We start from the raw sequence: 18,707 nt of genomic DNA, 5'->3' as shown, positions 1-18,707 counted from the left end.
ATGATATTATGTTATTAAAATGAAATATTTGTTCCAAAAACTATTGTGCGAGCACGTGGGTAAGATGAAAAATCAAATCCTGAAGTTAATGCAGAACCATAGGAGTTAACCTCTGGATCTGATCCTGAATATTTAGTCCAAGTAATTAAGTTTTGTCCAGAAAGGTAAAATCTTAATGATTTTAAACGTAATTTTTTAGTAAATTCTGATTCGAAATTATATCCTAAAGAAACTGTTTTTAATCTTATGAACGAACCATCTTCTACAATAGCTGAAGAATATCCTCCAAATGATGCTGTATTATATCCTCTTGTTCTAGGTATATCAGATGTAGGGTTATCAGCTGACCAGCGGTTATTATAACTTGCATACTGATTTAAGAATGTTTTCGTTTGCGCGTTCCCTTCAAACATTAGTGTGTTTGCGTTCATGATATCGTTACCATAAGACCACTGTAAAAACACATTTAAATCAAAACCTTTATAAGTGAAATTATTGCTAAATCCACCAGTATGAATTGGCTGTCCTTTTCCTATTACTGTGTAATCAGCGGTTGTAGTTGCTAAATCACCATTTTGATCTTTATATTTTGGATCTCCAGGTTGTGTTCTAGTTCTAATATCACCCGTGCGCGGTTTGCCACTCGTATTTACATCAGCTTTTAGAAAATACTGACCATTACTATCTTGAGTAAAATCTTCATATTTGTAAGTTCCTAATGATTCGTAACCATACATTAAACCTAAAGGTTCACCTACCTTCGTGATATAAGCTGAGATATTTCTAGAAAAATTGTCCCATGGTATTGATCTTTGTATCGAACTTCCATCTTCACCTAAAGCAACTACCTTATTTTTATTGAATGAAATATTAGCGCTAGAAGTCCAAGAGAAATTTTCTGTTTGAATGTTTCTAGTAGTAAGGCTTAATTCTAGTCCTTTATTTTCTACACTACCTACATTTTTAGTAGCGGTACCAAATCCAGAAGAAGGGGCAAGTTGTGTTTGCAATAATAAATCTTTAGTCAACTTTCTATATACATCTGCAGAAATTGTTACTCTTTGATTAAAGAATCCAACATCTAGTCCGGCATCTACTTGCTCTGTTGACTCCCATTTCAACTGAGAATTACCAAGGTTAGTAGCTACAACTCCAGAAACGTATTGGTTATTAAAAACATAACTTGAACCTATTGGATTAAAATATCTTGTAAGGTAATCAAAATCACCTACACGATTATTTCCTGTAACACCATAGCTCACACGTAATTTACCTTCTGATAATACTTTATTTCTTTTTAAGAATTTTTCGTTTTTAAATGTCCAAGATGCTGCCGCTGAAGGAAAATAACCCCAATGATTTTCTGATGGAAATTTAGAAGAACCATCTGCCCTAAAAGAGGCAGTAACTAAATATCTAGAATCATAATTGTAATTTATTCTTCCTAAAAATGATGACATGGTCCAAACAGACGCTGTAGAATCCACTCTTTGTTGAACTCCTTGATAAAGTCCATCCAAGCCTAAATCTTCATTAGGCAATCTTTTAGCTGAAATCCCATTAGTCCAACGATCTGATTTTTGTACTGTGAATCCGCCTAATACATCTATTTTTGACTTTTTAGTTAACTTTTTATTCCATGTTAATGTATTTTCATTTAACCAGTTACTTGAACTAATGTTGATAATACTCCCTTGTGGTCCTCCATTAGAGCCCGCTGGATTTCCATATTGAGTTCTTGAGTTGTCAAAACTATTTTGCGTTAAGCGATTTTCAGTGATACCAAAAGTAGATCTTAGTTTTAAATCTTTTGTAAAAAGATATTCAAGATATGAATTAGCACTGAAGTTTTTAGTATTGTTTACACGATACATGTTTTGCAAGTTGATGACTGGATTTACTCGATAATCATTAAGAGGATCAATATCTGGATCGATAAAGAAATCTTCCATAGAAGGATCAGTAAGCACTGGTCTAGCTCCCCAAACTGCTACCATTATATTTGATGTTGAACTACCCGTTTCTGATACTACAGGATTTACACCAGATTGCTTCAAGAAGCTATAATTAGCATTAACACCCACTTTTAGTTTATCAGTAATTTTATAATCTAATACCGTTCTACCCTGATATCTTTTATAATTTGATCCTAATAGAATACCATCTTGATCTATTGTAGAACCAGAAAACACATACTTTAATTTTTTAGTCCCGCCCGATACAGAAAGATTATTATTAGTAATAATTGCGGCACGTTGAGTTTTACTTTGCCAGTCAATAGCTGGTTGTGTCTTATAATAATCTAATGTTTTTCCATCAGCAAGATACAGTTCAGTAGGAGTTTTTGGTGTTCCTGTAAGTTCTGGAGTCAGTTCTATTTGATATTTTACAAACTCGTAAGGACTCATCATTTCAATAGGATTGATGTTTTCTTGAACTCCCGTTGAGCTAGAAAAACTAAATACTGGCTTACCTTCTTTACCTTTTTTTGTAGTGATTACAATAACACCATTAGCTCCTCTTGCGCCATAAATAGCTGTTGCTGATGCATCTTTTAACACATCAATTGACTCAATGTCAGCTGGATTAATAGTATTATTGTTTTGATCTTCTAATAAAAAACCATCAACGACATATAAAGGACTACTAGACTGTGTAACAGAGTTGTTTCCTCTAATTACAATATTGACTCCTGAACCTGGACGACCATCTGCTGATGTTACTTGAACTCCGGCTACACGACCCGCTAATGCTTCATCAAAGGAACGAACTGGCGCTTTAGCAAGATCTTTCATGGTTACAGAAGCAACAGCTCCTGTTAGATCTTTTCTTTTAGTAGTTCCATAACCAATAACTACCACTTCATCTAAGTCGCTCATTTGTGACTTTAGATTTACATTGATCACTGTTTTTGCACCAATAAGTACTGATGTTGTTTCAAACCCGATATAAGAAAAAACAAGTTGATCTTTTGGGCTTGCGGTGATCATAAATTTTCCATTTACATCAGTTTGCGCAGCGGTTTTTGATCCCTTAATAGTAACTGTTACTCCGGGAAGCGTTTCTTTTAAATCGTCAGTAACTACGCCCGAAATTGTTTTGTTTTGCGCCTGAGCATATACAGGGGCAATTGTCATGAGAATGCCAATAAATAAGTATTTAAACACACTTGTTAAAGATTGACTTTTCAATTTTAAATTTTTTTTCATAAACATTTTAAATTGGTTTAGTAGTAATATGATACAATATTATGCAAACGTTTTCATAATACCAAATAAAAAATATTAAATATGAAAAAATATAGTAGATTTTAATCATTTAATGCTTTAATTCTATTGTTCGGTCAAGAATTCTAATATTTTTAAGACATTAAAGTGCGTAAAGTGTTTTTTATTAAATAAGCTATTTAAATTTTCTTTGATTAATTTGAAGTAAAAGTAATGGAGGTTTTTTTAATATTGACGTGAAGGTTTAACCACGACAATTATATTGACCATATACTTGCATAATATAATTTAAATATATAAATCTCATTACTTGCTATTATACTACTATAGTTTACGAATGAGTTTTAATTTGATGTTACTACATTTTAAGGTATAATTTTTATTTTATGCTGATCTACAATTTGTATGCAAGGATTCCTATATCTATTTAAAAAATTGTTAGTAAAAAAAACGCCAAATTAGTATTGATTTATGAAAATATAATCAATCGATTACAGAATGATTTTTACGATTTAAAAGATCAGTATTTAGGCCATGTTGTTTTCAGCAAAATTTTTAAATTTTTTATAAATATGCTATTATTCAAAGAGCATGATTCTAAATGTTGCAGTATTATATTCAGTGATGTTTATAAGATAGCATTACTTTCGCTGTGTCATTCTTTGTAATTATAAATTGCATTTATGCAACAGAAAAATCAAAGTATATGACAATATCCTACCGAAATAATTTATTTAAATAGATTGTAAAATATGTGAATAAATTATTGTCGTAGTTAGCTGTTATGGTTTAGTTACTTATGTGTTCTTGAATTGATACTAATCAATTATCCTTTAATCTTATCTAAGTAAGTCGAAAGTTTAAAAGTCGTAAAGTCAAAAGCATCAATATTAGGAAAAACAACTAAAAATCAGCTTGTTAAATTCTTTTTGTTATATTTAAAAATACGACATTATATAATTACTATTACTTAATTCAAAACTTTTAAAAGATTATACTGAAAGCTTATATGGCTTATATGGTAAAGAATAGCGGCATTATTTTCTGCTAATTACTTAGGATAAATTTTAATAGCGACTATTTTTAATTATTCTTTGATGATATAAGTTGTAGTTTCTTTTTTGTTTTTTTCGATCAAAATTACTTCTCCCCGTACTAAAATATTATTGACTTTGAAAAAATTAGCCGCTGGAACAGGTGAGTTATGAACTACAAGCAAAGTGTATTCCACATCGTTACTAGTAATTTTTATTGCCTCGGCTTCACTGTCAAGCAATAAAATATCACTTCTATTATATACTGGAATTTTTTGATACTTTAAATTTGTTTGTTCAGGAAAGTATAAAACGGAAATAAATGAGTCAAATCCATTACCTTCTCTACTAATTTCAGCTCGTAAATTTTCTTTTTTAAGATTATACTCGGGAGAAAACCAGGAATCCACTAGTTTTATAGTAGTATTTTTAACGGGCTGGATTCTTAAATTATTTTTCAGAAAAGTTGTGCTCAATCCATCGTCTTTAATAACGATATTTTTGTCTGGGAAATTAAAGTATTGCGTATAAGTGTGACTACCGTTAGCTGAAAAACTGTCAAATACAACCCAGATATTAGGTTTTAGAAATAACATTCTTCTTTTTATAGAAACAGGATCTTTTAATCTTTTGTAAGCGGTATTTTCAGCTTCTCCATAATCATATAGTGACGTCGTTACAGTAAAATCGCCTTGTGATCTCGCTTCGGTTTCATTAAGCCATGAATCTTTGTAAATACTGTTAGGAAGATTATCCACACTTAATGTATTATGACTACTATTACTTTTAAAAAATTTGCGCCAGTCATTATCAACATAAGAGAATCGGCCGCTGTCTATTAAATAATCTTGATTATTAGCATAAATTGTAAAGTGCAGCAAATTATCATGACCGTGTCCACAACCTAATTTTTTTAAATGAAATCCTGTATAAGCCGCATCTCGATTCCAGCTGGAACGCATAAAGAAATCTCCTGAACTCTGCTGATAGATAGAGGTAAAATCTGGATTTTTCGTTAGTATGTTTTTATACTGATCACTATTTTTTGAACCTAATAAAAAATAAGTCTCGTAATCTAAGTTATCAAAAGCTCTTGATTTCAAAACAGGATCGTCAAATAAGTAACTACTTAGTGTGAGAATTCCTCTTAAATCAGTATCATCACTATCACCTAAAAGTGGTTGATGAAAATTAGGTTTCTGCCATTTTACGTTGGCGTAAGCCATATCCTTGGTTTTATCTATAATAATTTCTGGCAATTTTAAATTTTTTGTTTGAGCAATAAGATTTACGTTCATGTAACAGTGAAAAACTTCGTTATGATACATAGGTGATTGCTCCCATTGACTGCCATCGTCTAAAACCTGTAACTTAATACAGGTTTCTAAATTGGCAAGTGCATCTCTCTGCCACTGCGGAGCTATTTTATATTCTGAAAAAAAATGAGACAGCGTAAATAAACCTTGAAATTCTAACACACCCCAGTTACTGGTTTGTGAAAATGCTGAAAATGAACTATTCAAATATTCACCATGCTGATATAGTGATAACATAAATTTAGTCAAAAATGCAGGCGTTATACTTTTAGCATTTTTTACATATTCGAATGCTTTTACCCAGTTTTCACAACGAATTCCCGCTTCGATTCGTCTCCATGATAATTTTTTTAAGCGATCTTCTAATGGATTATTGTCGATCCAATGCTCTGCTTGCTCTACAAAAGCTTTAGCATATTTTTCATTACCAGTTAAATAATAAGCTCTTCCTAAATCAATCCAATACTTATGACGATTCAACATAAAGCACCATTCCTCATCGCCATTTGGCATTGCTTTCCAGTCAATTTGTCCTTTAAATTGATAGGGGATATTGGTTTTTTCCATATCCCAATCATCTCTAAATATAAAGTTTTTATCTAAAACTAATTCTGCTTTTGCAATAGTATTTTTTACATCTTCAGAATAATTCTGCTTAATAAAAGTAAGATCTTGTTTATTGACTTTAAGAAACAAGTTTTGTTTTTGTTGGTAATATTCTAAAAGATTTTTTGCGGCTAATTTGCTTTGACCTCTCTGGATTTGCAGATTAACTGATTCGAGAGCGGGAAGGCCTAAATTTAATTTTTCGAAAATTTCTTTTTTTTGAGCAATAATAGATAGAGAATTGATTAATAAATAAATCAGGAATAAGTGGATGAATTTCATTTTCATAATAGAGTAGGATTATAGATCGTCAAATAAAATTGAAAATGTTTACTGTTATTGTATTTAGCTTGAGTTAAAAAATTAGCCACAGATTCACAGATTTTAAATTATATAATCTGCGAATCGGCGGTGTATTTCTATTGTTTGATAGTTAATTCTTTAAAAAGTTTTCAGCGTTTAATAAAATTTAGAGTATTCGGGTTTGTGTTTTATGTTTCGTTAAAAAATTAGCCACAGATTCACAGATTTTAATTTAAATAATCTGCGAATCTGCGGTGCTTTTTGATTAGTTACTATGTTGGTTTTCCAAAGTTTATCAGCGTTTAATAAAATTTAGAGTAGTCAGGTTTGCGTTTTATGTTTCGTTAAAAAAGCAGCCACAGATTCACAGATTTTAAATCATATATTCTGCGAATCTGCGGTGTATTTCCATTGGTTAATAATTAATTCTGTAAAAAGTTTATCAGCATTATACAAAATTAAAAGTCTTGACGCTTGTATTTTATGTTTGTTAAAAAAGTAGCCACAGATTCATAGATTTTAATTTAAATAATCTGCGAATCTGCGGTGTATTTTTATTAGTCAAAAGTTAATTCTGTAAAATTTTATCAGCAATATGCAAAATTAGAAGTCATGAGGCTTGTATTTTAAGTTTCTTTAAAAAATTAGCCACAGATTCACAGATTTTAATTTAAATAATCTGCGAATCTGCGGTGTATTTCCATTGGTTAATAATTAATTCTGTAAAAAGTTTATCAGCGTTTAATAAAATTTAAAGAATTGAAGTTTGTATTTTAAGTTTCTTTAAAAAATTAGCCGCAGATGCACAGATCTTTAAAAATTTAAAATAAAAAATCTGCGAATCTGCGGTGTAAGTAATTACTAAATCTCTTAAAAAATACTGTCGTTTGAATACTATTTTTTATATTCTCATTTAATAACAGTAAATCTGCAGTTCTTTTTTAGTGAATAATGCTCTTAAGATTTATTTATTTCATTTTCAAGTAGCTTTGCTAATTCTTTTACTTTTTTTGGATATTTTTTGGCTATGTTATATTTTTCACCTAAATCATCATTTAAGTTATAGAGTTGAGGATCAGTGGAATTTCCCGTTTCAATGTCTACTAATTTTTCATAGGGGCTTCCATTATTTGGCGGTATAAATTTCCAACCGTCTTTTACAATTCCTAATGTTCCTCCTTTACCTAAAACATTCCCACCTTGCTTGATAAGCACTGATCTTCCAATATCTGATTTTCCTAAAAATGCATCTATCGTATTTACACTATCTGGAGCGTCACCCGCTGGAATAGGTTGATTTAATAGATTAGAGAAAGAGGCTAATAAATCCATTTGGCTTACCATGGCTGTAGAAACTTTTTGTTGAGTCACTCCAGGCCAGCTTATTATAAATGGCACTCTTGTTCCTGCTTCTAATACACTATACTTTCCACCGCGTAAAATTCCGTTTGGCGTATGTCCATTCAATTGCGTAACTGCTTCATCTTGATAACCATCATCCAATACCGCTCCATTATCACTAGAAAAAATAACCATTGTATTATTAGTTATACCCGACTCTTCCAGTTGTTTCATGATTTCGCCTACTGTCCAATCGAGTTGTAAAATAACATCACCTCTATAACCTAAACCGCTTTTTCCTTTAAACATTGTTGCAGGCATACGGGGAACGTGTGGTTCTGTAAGAGTGAAATATAAAAAAAATGGGCTTTTACTATTTTCCTCAATATATTCTTTAGCTTTTGTTAAAAAAGTAGTTGAAACTTCCTCATCGACCCATCTAGCTTTGTTTCCTCCACTCATATAGCCAATTCTTCCTATTCCATTTACAATAGTGTTTTCATGTCCTTGTCCTGGTGAAGATTTCATTTTTAGTAATTCAGGATGTTCTTTTCCAGTGGGATCATTGCCAACTTTATTTTTATAATCTACTAAAATAGGATCCGAAGGATCTAGCGCGACCACTTTACGATTTTCCATAAAAACGGTTGGTACTCGATCTGCAGTCGCTGGAAATATATAAGAATAATCAAAACCAACCTCATTTGGTCCGGGTTTAATTTCACCGTTCCAATTTTTAGCAACTTGTTCTCCCAGTCCTAAATGCCATTTTCCGACAATCGCTGTTTTATAACCTGCTTTTTGAAATAATATTGGCAAGGTAGTTTTGTTGGTAGGAATTATTAAAGCGGCATCACCTGGTAAAATTCCAGTTCCTGATTTTCTCCAAGGATATTCGCCAGTAAGTAGCGCATACCTGGAAGGTGTACAAGTTGCAGAAGTGGCATGACCATTAGTAAAACGGACGCCATTACGGGCTAGTTTATCTAAGTGTGGTGTATTAAGTTTAGTGGCACCATACGAACTTAAGTCTCCATAGCCCAAATCATCAGCATAAATAAAAATAACATTGGGTTTTTTTACTGCAGTAGTTGTGTTTGATGTTTGAGCAAATAAGCCGAAACTCAATACAGATAAGCAGCTCAAAATTAGATTTTGTTTCATTTAGAATTGATTTAATATTAGTGACAATTTATAAAAAAAATACTTGTAAATAGCAGAAACAACTGTTTTCTGCTATTTACAAGTGCTGTTTAAAGTTTACATAAACTAAAGAACAGTTGTATGAAAATGGTGTTTTTATTTATTGATTCCACCAAACTTTAGTACTTGTTTTATCTGCTCCGCCTAATTTTGCAATTCCCGATGCAAGTCCCTGCGGATTTACAGCAGCTTCAATAGGAGGGTAGGTTGTTCTTCTAACGCTAGCGGCATCTGTAGCAGGTGAGTCAGTGTTGTCAGAATTTAAGCGAGGATAAAGTTTAGGAAAACCAGTACGTCTAAATTCAGACCAGGCTTCTGGGCTATAAGGATATAATGCCAACCATTTTTGAGTACCCACTTGTTCGCGTTGTAATGCAACCGTAGCTGCAAATGCAACAGGAATAGTAGTCAATGCTGGTGTGTTGTTTACATCTCCTAAAGCAATTGGCAAGCTAGTTCCAGTTATATATGTGCTAATTACAGCTGCATCTTTGACACCCCAACGATCAAGCGATGCTGTAATACCAGCATTATAAAAACTTTCTGCTGTTCCATTTCCCATATCCCAATTGTTCAATTTTCCTTCAGCTAATAAAAAATAGGTTTCAGAAGCTGTAAAGACTGTCCAAGGGGCAATAAATCTATTATCAAAACCAAAAGCAGAATTAATATTTGAATTTGCATTATTTGCATTTGATGGTAGTGACATTTGAGTTGGAGTCATACCATTTCTTATTCCTTTATAGGCTCCACTTGAAGCAGCTGGATTAAAGAATTTCTGTAAACGTGGATCATTATATCCTTTTAAAACGCTTTCCATTGCAGCACTCATCCTAAATTCTGAATAATTTGAAATATCTGCAAGAGGATTAGGAGTTGTAGCCGATGATATTAAAAATGCATTATCAGCATTAGATAGAAGTAAGCCTCCAGGAGCTGCTACCGCCGCTTCAGCTTCTATTTTTGCCATAGCTGGTTTTTTTATAGAAATACGCATGGCAGCTCTTAATCGTAAAGTATTACCCAATTTTAGCCATTTTTTAACGTCTCCACCATATATCAAATCTCCTTTAGCAAAAACTTTAGCTGTACCAGTATACCCATTTAATACTACAGTAGCTTCTTTTAAAATTTTAAAAAAATCATTGTAAATATCTTCTTGGCTATCATATAACACCACATTTTTACCATTACCTGCTTCAAAATACGGAACTGCCCCCCAATAATCTGTTACAGGCATAAACATATAAACTTTCCATATTTTAGCAATAGCATTTTTTACTGGGTCTTCCAATTTTCCTCCAGGCTTGGTATTATCTAGTACAACATCCATTTGTGCATTGGCAATGCCATAAAAATGATTCCAACCACCGTTTAACCAGTTTCCTACCATTTGATTTCTATCTGAGGTGAAGTTTCTAGCAGTTGTGGCAAAATATTGAGATTGTAAGTCAGAGTAAAGTGCTTGAAACAATTGAAATGGTCCTCTTCTACCAAAAATCCCACCATATTGTGCTGCTGAAAATACATATTCTAATGATGCATTATTTATCTCTGATATTTTGTTTTTATTGGTATTTAATTCCTCATAGTCTGCCGTACAGGAAGCGACAATACTTACTGTAAGCACTATAAGAAGTGTATAATTTAATATCTTTTTCATAGCTTCTGTGTTTTTTAGTTCGTTAAAATGTTAAGTTAAGTGTAGCGCCATAAGTACGGGTTGATGGAGCCGAAAAAGCTTCTATACCCACGGAACTATTGGCTGTTCCCACCACTGATTCTGGATCAAATCCTTTCGCGTTATTTTTAAAGAAAAATAAATTTCTACCTGAAAAGGATAAACTTGCATTTTGGAAAACGGTCTTTTTAAATATTTCTTTTGGCAAATTAAATCCTAGAACGACTTCTCTTAAGCGAATATTAGAAGCACTATATGTAAACACTTCACCTGCAGGAGTATTTCTTCCACCTACTTTAGTCCAATATTGCTCTGCTGTAATTGTTTTGTTATTAGCTGTGCCGTCAGCGAAAACACCATCAAAAACAAATCCATCGCGACCTGCTAATGTAGCTTCAGCTATACCATCACCATAAGTATTTGCATTAGTGTATGAGGAAACTACTCCACCAATACGTGCTCCTATTAAAAAGCTAAAAAATACCTCTTTGTAAGAAAATCTATTCATAACACTTCCAGTCCAGTCAGGTCTTGTATTACCTAGATAAACATTTTGCGCTCCTGTAATTATGGGTAATCCATTAGCATCAACAACTACTTGTCCTGTTGCATTACGTGTATAACCACGACTAAATAACTCTCCATAAGGTCTTCCCTTTATCACTTTTACGGTATTCATAAAATCACCACCACCTAAAACGAACTCATTTAATGTTGGCGAAATATCTATCACCTCATTTTTATTTTTAGAATAGTTGACAGTTACATCCCACTTCAATTCAGATTGTTTTAGGATTTTAGCTCCAACGGTAAGTTCGATTCCACTATTTTGTACATTACCAGCATTAATAAATTCTGAAGTCCAGCCCGAAGCTGCTGGAAGTGTTACAGGTAGTAATTGGTTTTTAGAATTACTATTAAACCAAGTAAACTCGATATTAATTCTGTTATCTAAAAGTCTTAAATCCAATCCTGCTTCTTGCGAAGTTGTTATTTCTGGTTTTAAATTAGAAATAGGAAGTCGAGGATCACGATTAATAATAACACCATTACCACCTACAGCACTAGTAAATGTTTGGGTCAGATTGTATGGATCCGCATCATTACCTGTTTGAGCTACAGAAGCTCTAATCTTTGCAAAGTTTATCACAGCTGGCAATGTAAAGATATCAGAGACAATAGTATTGATACCCGCTGAGGAGAAAAAGTATGAATTATTTCCTTTTGGTAGCGTAGAAGACCAGTCGTTTCTACCAGTAAGCGTTAAAGTAGCTAAATTTTTAAACCCAATATCAGTCGTAGCATACAAAGATTGTTTCTCCCTCTCTACTATAAATCTATCAAACGTTCCAGCGGCAGCATTACCAGTCGTAAAGAAATTTTCTATGATTAAACCCCCATTATCAGTGAAACTTGATATAATTTTATTCTGTTGAATATTTCCTCCAAAATTAGCACTAACGGTAAAATTCTCATTAATGTCTTTGTCATAACTAAAAAGGAAGTCATTATTTAATTCCATTACATCTCTTTGCTCAATTCTATAATTTCCTTTTTCGGCAATTGTATAGGTATTGTTTGCCCAATTTAATTCTACATCGTCAATATATTTATCTAAGCCCGTTCTAAAAGTTAAACTTAACTCTGGAAGAATTTTATAATTCAATGAGGCAAAGCCTAGTATACGGTTGCGTTCATTGATAGCTGTTACATTATTTTTTGTCCAATAGGGATTACTCCCCCCATTAGAACCTGGATTCCAAAAATTTTGACGTGTAAATCCTGTAGCATCCACATAACTATAATTCTTGGCGTCCTCAGTAGTTATGTTTCTAGGTAAACGTGATACGTGTCTATTTACGTTGTCAAAAGCATCTCCTGTTCTTTGACGATTATTAATCAATTCATTAAGATAAGTTACCTTGGCATCGAGAGTTAGTTTTTCACCAAATTGTCTGCCAAGTCTTAAATTGACATTATGTCTTTTAAGTTTGTTATTATCAACAATACCAGTAGCATCAGTATTTGTATAAGAGAAGTACACTTGTGTTTTTTCTATACCACCACTTAAAGCAATTGTATTTACTAAGTTAGTTCCTGTACTATAAAAATCTTTAATATTATTGGGTTGCGCACTAAATGCATAAGTTTTACCAGCATCAGCAGGATCTACGCTCCATGTTGGAACTTGTGATCCAGTCATTTTAGGTCCCCAACTTTGCTCAGCTGATTTTATATATGCTCCAGCGTTTCCTTGACCATATTCGTTTTGCAACTCTTGAAGAATTCGTGGTGTGTCTGCCTGAAAACCAACACTATATGAAACGCCAAGTCCTTTTTTATCGCCTCCTTTTTTAGTGGTAATAATTATAGCTCCATTTGCAGCTCTACTTCCATATAATGCAGTTGCTGATGCGCCTTTGAGTACATTAATAGACTCAATATCATCAGAATTTATACTTGAAATTCCGTCTCCTAAGTCTCTACCTCTAGTAGCACCTGCTCCAGCTGCTGATTCAGGTCCACCTCCTGAATTATCAATAGGAATTCCATCAACTACATACAGCGCTTGGTTGTTTCCACTGATTGAACGATCACCACGAAGAGTAACTCTTGTTGAGCCACCTAATCCTGAAGAAGAACGTGAAATATCAATACCTGCTACTTTTCCAGAGAGTGAATTGGCTACATTTAAGTCTCTTGCTCTTGTTAAATCTTGAACTTCCACAGTTTGTGTGGCATAAGTTAAATTTCTTTTGCTCTTCTTTATTCCTAAAGCAGTGACCACAACATCTTTAAGTCCGATAGTGGAAGTTTCTAAAACGACATTCAGGACTGCTGCAGTTCCTATATTTACGGTTTTTGTTTCAAAGCCAACAAAAGAAAGTGTCAATTGGTCTGTTGCCGATGCTTGAATTTTGAATTCTCCATTCATGTCTGATTGTACTCCAGTTTTTTCACCTTTCAATACAACTGAAACACCTGGAATCGGTATCTTTTGTTCATCAGTTACTAATCCTGTAATTATTTTAGTTTGTGCTTGTGCAGAAACTACACTCGCAAGTAAAAAGACACCAATAAGGAGCTGTTTAAAAACATCTGAAATTTGTTGATGTTTTAAGGTAAGTTTTTTTTTCATAAGTATATGTTGGTTGTAAAATAGTAATTCCAAAAATATAAAAACGTTTTCATAGAAAAAAATTTATGTTCTTTTATTTTGTGATTAATTAATATATTAACGAATTATAAGCATTATATCTTTTTTTGCTTTCAATAGTTTAATAAAGTCACTGCTTTAAGCGATTTTGTTAACGTATTATCTTATTTCATTAAAAGCAATTTCATTGATAATTTATAGACTTATTTTTTTATCACTTTAAACCTTTTCATTTCGTACTGATTTAAATGAAGTATGATTTATAAATTGATGCTATTTATCTAAAAAAAAATAATAGTGCAATTCATTTTTGACGCTATCAAATAAATTAACGCCTATACAATTATTATATTAAAAAATAGAACAGCCATATTCTTAAAAATGACGTAAAGTCCAGAAGATGTAAAAAAAAATTGTGGTAGTAATTTTTAAATCAATTTACATAGAGGAAATTGCCCTAATATCTATCTTTTGAAATGTTGATACAAGCTAATGGCGCTTAGCGCGTTCAAAGTATGGATTTGAACACTATGTTGAGTTTCTGTGAAGTTCGACTAATAAAAATAAAACCTAATACTATTCAAAATAATGGTCCGAAATGGCAAACTGTATAATTTTTAAAATTTCTATTGAACATCGAAACATTATTTTGAAATCTTTAAATTTTCAATTTTCATGTGGTTTTCTACGGTGCGAATTCCAAAATATCCGCTTAAGTATGGACTTTTATCTACAATTTCAAATATAATTTCGCCATCACGTAAATATTTAACTTGATTTTTATTTACGATAAGAGTTATATGAAGTTTTTTATTAGGAACTATCATAAATTTTTTATCATCTAAATCATGTTCTGGTAAAAGAGGTCTGTCTTTATTTCCGTCATATCTTCTAAACCGCGTTTTAGTGTTATCATGGCCGCCGTAACCTACATAATATTGCGTTAGTTCATGATAATTAGGAAAAAGTCCTTGTCTGTTTTTCGATTCTTTAAAAAAATCATTAGGATTTTTTGGGTCGTTAGCCATCCAAAAGCAATTCAAATCAGATACTCTATCTAAAGGGCCGTTCGCATTAATTACTGTGGCGTCATATTCAATTGTAATAGGAGCACTTAGCTTATGTTTAAACCAAAGGGTACAGCCTTTAGCATCTGTGATTTCCATTACATTATTGCTAAACTCAACTTTTCCGCCAGGTTGCTGCTCAATAATCCAGTTATTTGCCGTTAATAAGTTTCTATTGAAATTTACTTCACTTAAAGAATTACAGGATATGGAAGCTATCGTAATGCATATAAAAAAACATAATTTTAAATACTTAAATTCGTTTCTGTCAGACTTAAATACGCTCATAACTACTTAACTTTTTAACTTCAGATTTACAGTTATTAGATTTTTTAAAAATATGCGAATTTGCTTAAGTTTTTTATCAATATGGTTTATCAAATAGTGAACTAGACGACAATTTGCTGTCGCTTGGTAAGATCAATTTCTTAAGAAATGAGGTGTCATTCGTTTCTTTACACCAATTGTATAAGTATTTCCTAAATTGATCTTTTATCTTAATATGTGTTTTTGAGTTCACTAAATTATTCATTTCTAATGAGTCATTTTCAAGGTCAAATAATTGTTCTCTGTTTTTGCCCCAACTATATAAAACATATTTATAGCGCTTTCCTATTACTGCTCTTCCGCTTGTTCCATAAGCTGTTTTTCCATCAAACTTAGTTTCAGTTACAATAAAATCCCTTTCAATTGAACTATTTGGTATTTCGAAAACAGCTTTTAAACTTTTACCTATCAAAGTTTTTGGTATGTCTACTCCTGCATACTCACTGAGCGTTGGATATAAGTCTAATCCATTAGAAATTAAAGTGTTTTTAACTTGATTCTTTAAAATCTTCCCTTCAAAACTGGCTATAAAAGGCACTTTGATAGATTCCTCAATTAGTGCAGTTTTTTGATTCCAGCCATGAGAGGCATTACCATCTCCGTGATCACTTGTAAATATGATTAATGTGTTTTTACGTAAATCAAGATCATCAATTGCATTTAATATTTTTCCTATTTCAGCATCTACTTTTTCAACTAATTTATAATACGTGTACCTATATTGACGCCAATCCTCTGCCGTATAATTACTTGTAGGATAGATTTTTTTACTCGCTTCTTGCTCTAGTTTTAAAACTTCGGGGAATGTAGCAGCTTGTATATGATTTTTAGGTAATTGAGGTGTTTGATCTAGCGGGACTTCGGTAATATTACCGTAAGCGAGAGGTTCATTTCTTGCCCACTCACAAATATTGTGGGGATTATCGAAGGAGACGGTTAGAAAAAATGGCTTTTCCGTTTTCTTTCGTGATTGTAAATACGCAATACTTTTTTCAGCTAAACCAATATCTCCCATAGGAGCGATCATTTCAAAGCCGTTTCCAGCAACCATACTTGCTTCGTGAGCATGCCATTTTCCGCCATAAGCGCAATCATAACCTGCACGCTGTAATACATTGCCCAGCATTAATCCTTTTTCAGAAGGTTTGATAATTTCGTCCCCTTCTTCATTAGAATTCACCCCTAAATTATGTGGCATTTTGCCTGTAAACATACTGGATCGAGAGGGAGTGCATAAGGGAAAAGTGACATAGGTTTTTTCAAACCTGATGCCACTTTTTGCTAATTTATCTAAATTTGGTGTTTTCAAGTCAGTATTTCCAGCGATGCTTAAAGCTTCTGCTTGATGCTGATCTGTCATTATCAAAATAATATTGGGCTGCTTTACTTTTTGAGCGTTGACTCCATTCAAGCCTGTAACAGCTAGAATTATAGCAAGATAAAACAATTTAATTTTGTCAACATGTTTCATAAAAATAAGTGTTACATCTTTATCAACTCAATTCTATCCAGTCCTAAACCTTCTGTCCATTTATCAGCACCTATTTTGAAACCTTTTAATTGTAAAGTATAGGTTCCTTTTTTCAAAAATTCAACTTCACCAACATTACTGCCTATTTCGTTATAAAAAAATAGAGTAGGATTTACTTTTTCAGTATCTCTTTTTAAAGTTACAGGGATAATCTTTCCTGCCACTTGAACACTTCCTTTTTGTTCTGAGCCTGTCCATTCTGGTTTTGAATGATTACCCTTTTCATTAGATAAGATATTGATTTTAAATTTTCCAGGAGTATGAACTGTGAACTGCCACGAAGACAATGATTCCTCTTTCAAGTACTCACTATTAATTCTATCTAAACGTATATCATTGTGAACTCCTTGCGATATAGTATGATCGATTTTTAAAACAGCATCTTTATAGTCAACAACTAAGGGCGTAGCAAATTCCTTTTTTGGGACACCTGCCAAATCAATAGTCAAAAAACGTCCATTTTGTTTAAATGCTACATTTTTATTTGATCCTAGTACATGGATTTTGTCCACTTTTGACAAGATTCCATTTAATTCAATTTCATTACTGACTGGCCAATTAAAGACATTTAAGTATATTTTATTTGGTTTTTGAGTCACATATCCCCAGTTGTAATTCCATGGAAAAGGGGAAGGAGTGGTGCTATAGACAGATTCTGCATTTTCTTTAAGCCATTGTCCCGCAATTTTTAAATTCTTAACGGGTTCCTCAGGCATCAGACCATTTGCCATTGGGCCAACATTTAAAAGATAATTTCCATTTCTACTAGCTGATGCTATCAATGAATTAAGCATAAATAGTGGTTTTCTCCATTCTTGATCGTCTTTTCTATATCCCCAAGAGGTGTTAGTAGTACCTGCCATTTCAAACGGAATAGCAAGATCATCACCCGTAAAATAATTATCAGATGGTGTAAAGAAGTCAAAGTACATATCTTTATTAATACTCGTTGGCGCTACTTCATCACCAATTCTTGAGCTAACAATAATATTTGGTTGCAATTCCTTTGCTATTTTTACAAACTGACGAATCTCTTCATTGTCCAATCCTTTACCCATATCAAACCAAAGGATGTCAATAGTACCGTAATTGGTTAATATTTCTCTAAGTTGTGGAAAAGATTTTTCTTTTAGATATTTAGCTCTATCCATTTTTGTAGCATCAAAATCCACTGTATTCATTCGCTCCCTTAATACACCCTCACCAATATATGCTTCTGGGTGATCCCAGTCGATAGCATGAGAATAATATAAGCCAAATTTTATCCCTTGTTTATCACAAGCCGTCTTTAGTTCTTTGATAATATCACGTTTAAAAGGAGTGCTCATCACATCATATTCAGAAACTTTTGAATCAAACAATGCGAACCCATCATGGTGTTTTGAAGTAATGACCATGTATTTCATTCCAGCATCTTTCGCAACTGAAACCCACTGATCAGCATTAAATTTTGCTGGATTAAACTGCTCCACTAATTTTTTATACTCACTAGCAGGTATTTTTAGCGTATTTTGTATCCACTCAGCAATCTTTGGTGTTACTTTCCCATTGTACTCGCCTCCTAATGCAGAATATAAACCCCAATGGATAAACATACCATATTTAGCATCTTTCCACCACTGCATACGTGTTTGATATTCTTCCTCCGTTTCATAAGGTAAATCTACTTTAGAAGGAGTGTTGCTTTTATAGTAAGCTTCTATGTTACTTTGATAGCTAGTAGGCTTATTAGCATCTGCATACGGGTTTTCTTCTGAAATTTGTGTAGTACTTACATTTGAAGTATCGTTATTTTTAACTGTTTCTTTCTGCATATTTGTTTTGCAAGACATCACAGAAAGAATACCACTCAGTACAATTATTTTGTATAAAAAATTCTTATTCATCAGTTGAGTTTTTTAATCTCTATATTTA

General features: G+C 32.6%; 8 protein-coding genes. All 8 read right to left on the bottom strand.

The features are described 5' to 3' along the window. Positions 1 to 14: 14 nt before the first annotated feature. A complete protein-coding gene (locus tag RCH18_RS11325; RefSeq protein WP_326936870.1) occupies positions 15 to 3,209 on the bottom strand; it encodes a SusC/RagA family TonB-linked outer membrane protein in 3,195 nt (1,064 codons plus the stop codon). A 1,105-nt stretch (positions 3,210 to 4,314) separates the two neighbouring features. Next, the gene (locus RCH18_RS11320; protein WP_326936869.1) at positions 4,315 to 6,465 is read right to left on the bottom strand and encodes an alginate lyase family protein; all 2,151 of its coding nucleotides are present in this window, start codon (positions 6,463 to 6,465) and stop codon (positions 4,315 to 4,317) included. 978 nt (positions 6,466 to 7,443) lie between these two features. Next, positions 7,444 to 8,991, bottom strand: coding sequence for a sulfatase family protein (locus RCH18_RS11315; RefSeq protein ID WP_326936868.1), 1,548 nt, complete (start codon positions 8,989 to 8,991; stop codon positions 7,444 to 7,446). Positions 8,992 to 9,130: 139 nt separating this feature from the next. Beyond that, positions 9,131 to 10,693 (bottom strand): SusD/RagB family nutrient-binding outer membrane lipoprotein, encoded by a 1,563-nt coding sequence (locus RCH18_RS11310; protein WP_326936867.1) that lies wholly within the window; start codon positions 10,691 to 10,693, stop codon positions 9,131 to 9,133. A 22-nt stretch (positions 10,694 to 10,715) separates the two neighbouring features. Next, the gene (locus tag RCH18_RS11305; RefSeq protein ID WP_326936866.1) at positions 10,716 to 13,850 is read right to left on the bottom strand and encodes a SusC/RagA family TonB-linked outer membrane protein; all 3,135 of its coding nucleotides are present in this window, start codon (positions 13,848 to 13,850) and stop codon (positions 10,716 to 10,718) included. A gap of 662 nt (positions 13,851 to 14,512) precedes the next feature. Then, entirely contained in the window at positions 14,513 to 15,223 is a 711-nt protein-coding gene (locus tag RCH18_RS11300) for a DUF6250 domain-containing protein (RefSeq protein ID WP_326936865.1), read from the bottom strand. 76 nt (positions 15,224 to 15,299) lie between these two features. After that, positions 15,300 to 16,733, bottom strand: coding sequence for a sulfatase family protein (locus RCH18_RS11295; RefSeq protein WP_326936864.1), 1,434 nt, complete (start codon positions 16,731 to 16,733; stop codon positions 15,300 to 15,302). Between the two features lie 11 nt (positions 16,734 to 16,744). Then, positions 16,745 to 18,679 (bottom strand): alpha-L-fucosidase, encoded by a 1,935-nt coding sequence (locus RCH18_RS11290; RefSeq protein ID WP_326936863.1) that lies wholly within the window; start codon positions 18,677 to 18,679, stop codon positions 16,745 to 16,747. Between the last annotated feature and the right edge of the window lie 28 nt (positions 18,680 to 18,707).

It is taken from the genome of Flavobacterium sp. PL11 (assembly GCF_035985025.1).
Classification (GTDB): Bacteria; Bacteroidota; Bacteroidia; order Flavobacteriales; family Flavobacteriaceae; genus Flavobacterium.
Note: the sequence above shows the minus strand (reverse complement) of the source record. Positions and strands in the feature narration are given on the sequence as shown.

Bases quoted from the DNA above. Each gene is read 5' to 3' on its own strand.
- RCH18_RS11325 (WP_326936870.1), bottom strand. From the start codon at position 3,209: ATGAAAAAAAATTTAAAATTGAAAAGTCAATCTTTAACAAGTGTGTTT.
- RCH18_RS11320 (WP_326936869.1), bottom strand. From the start codon at position 6,465: ATGAAATTCATCCACTTATTCCTGATTTATTTATTAATCAATTCTCTA.
- RCH18_RS11315 (WP_326936868.1), bottom strand. From the start codon at position 8,991: ATGAAACAAAATCTAATTTTGAGCTGCTTATCTGTATTGAGTTTCGGC.
- RCH18_RS11310 (WP_326936867.1), bottom strand. From the start codon at position 10,693: ATGAAAAAGATATTAAATTATACACTTCTTATAGTGCTTACAGTAAGT.
- RCH18_RS11305 (WP_326936866.1), bottom strand. From the start codon at position 13,850: ATGAAAAAAAAACTTACCTTAAAACATCAACAAATTTCAGATGTTTTT.
- RCH18_RS11300 (WP_326936865.1), bottom strand. From the start codon at position 15,223: ATGAGCGTATTTAAGTCTGACAGAAACGAATTTAAGTATTTAAAATTA.
- RCH18_RS11295 (WP_326936864.1), bottom strand. From the start codon at position 16,733: ATGAAACATGTTGACAAAATTAAATTGTTTTATCTTGCTATAATTCTA.
- RCH18_RS11290 (WP_326936863.1), bottom strand. From the start codon at position 18,679: ATGAATAAGAATTTTTTATACAAAATAATTGTACTGAGTGGTATTCTT.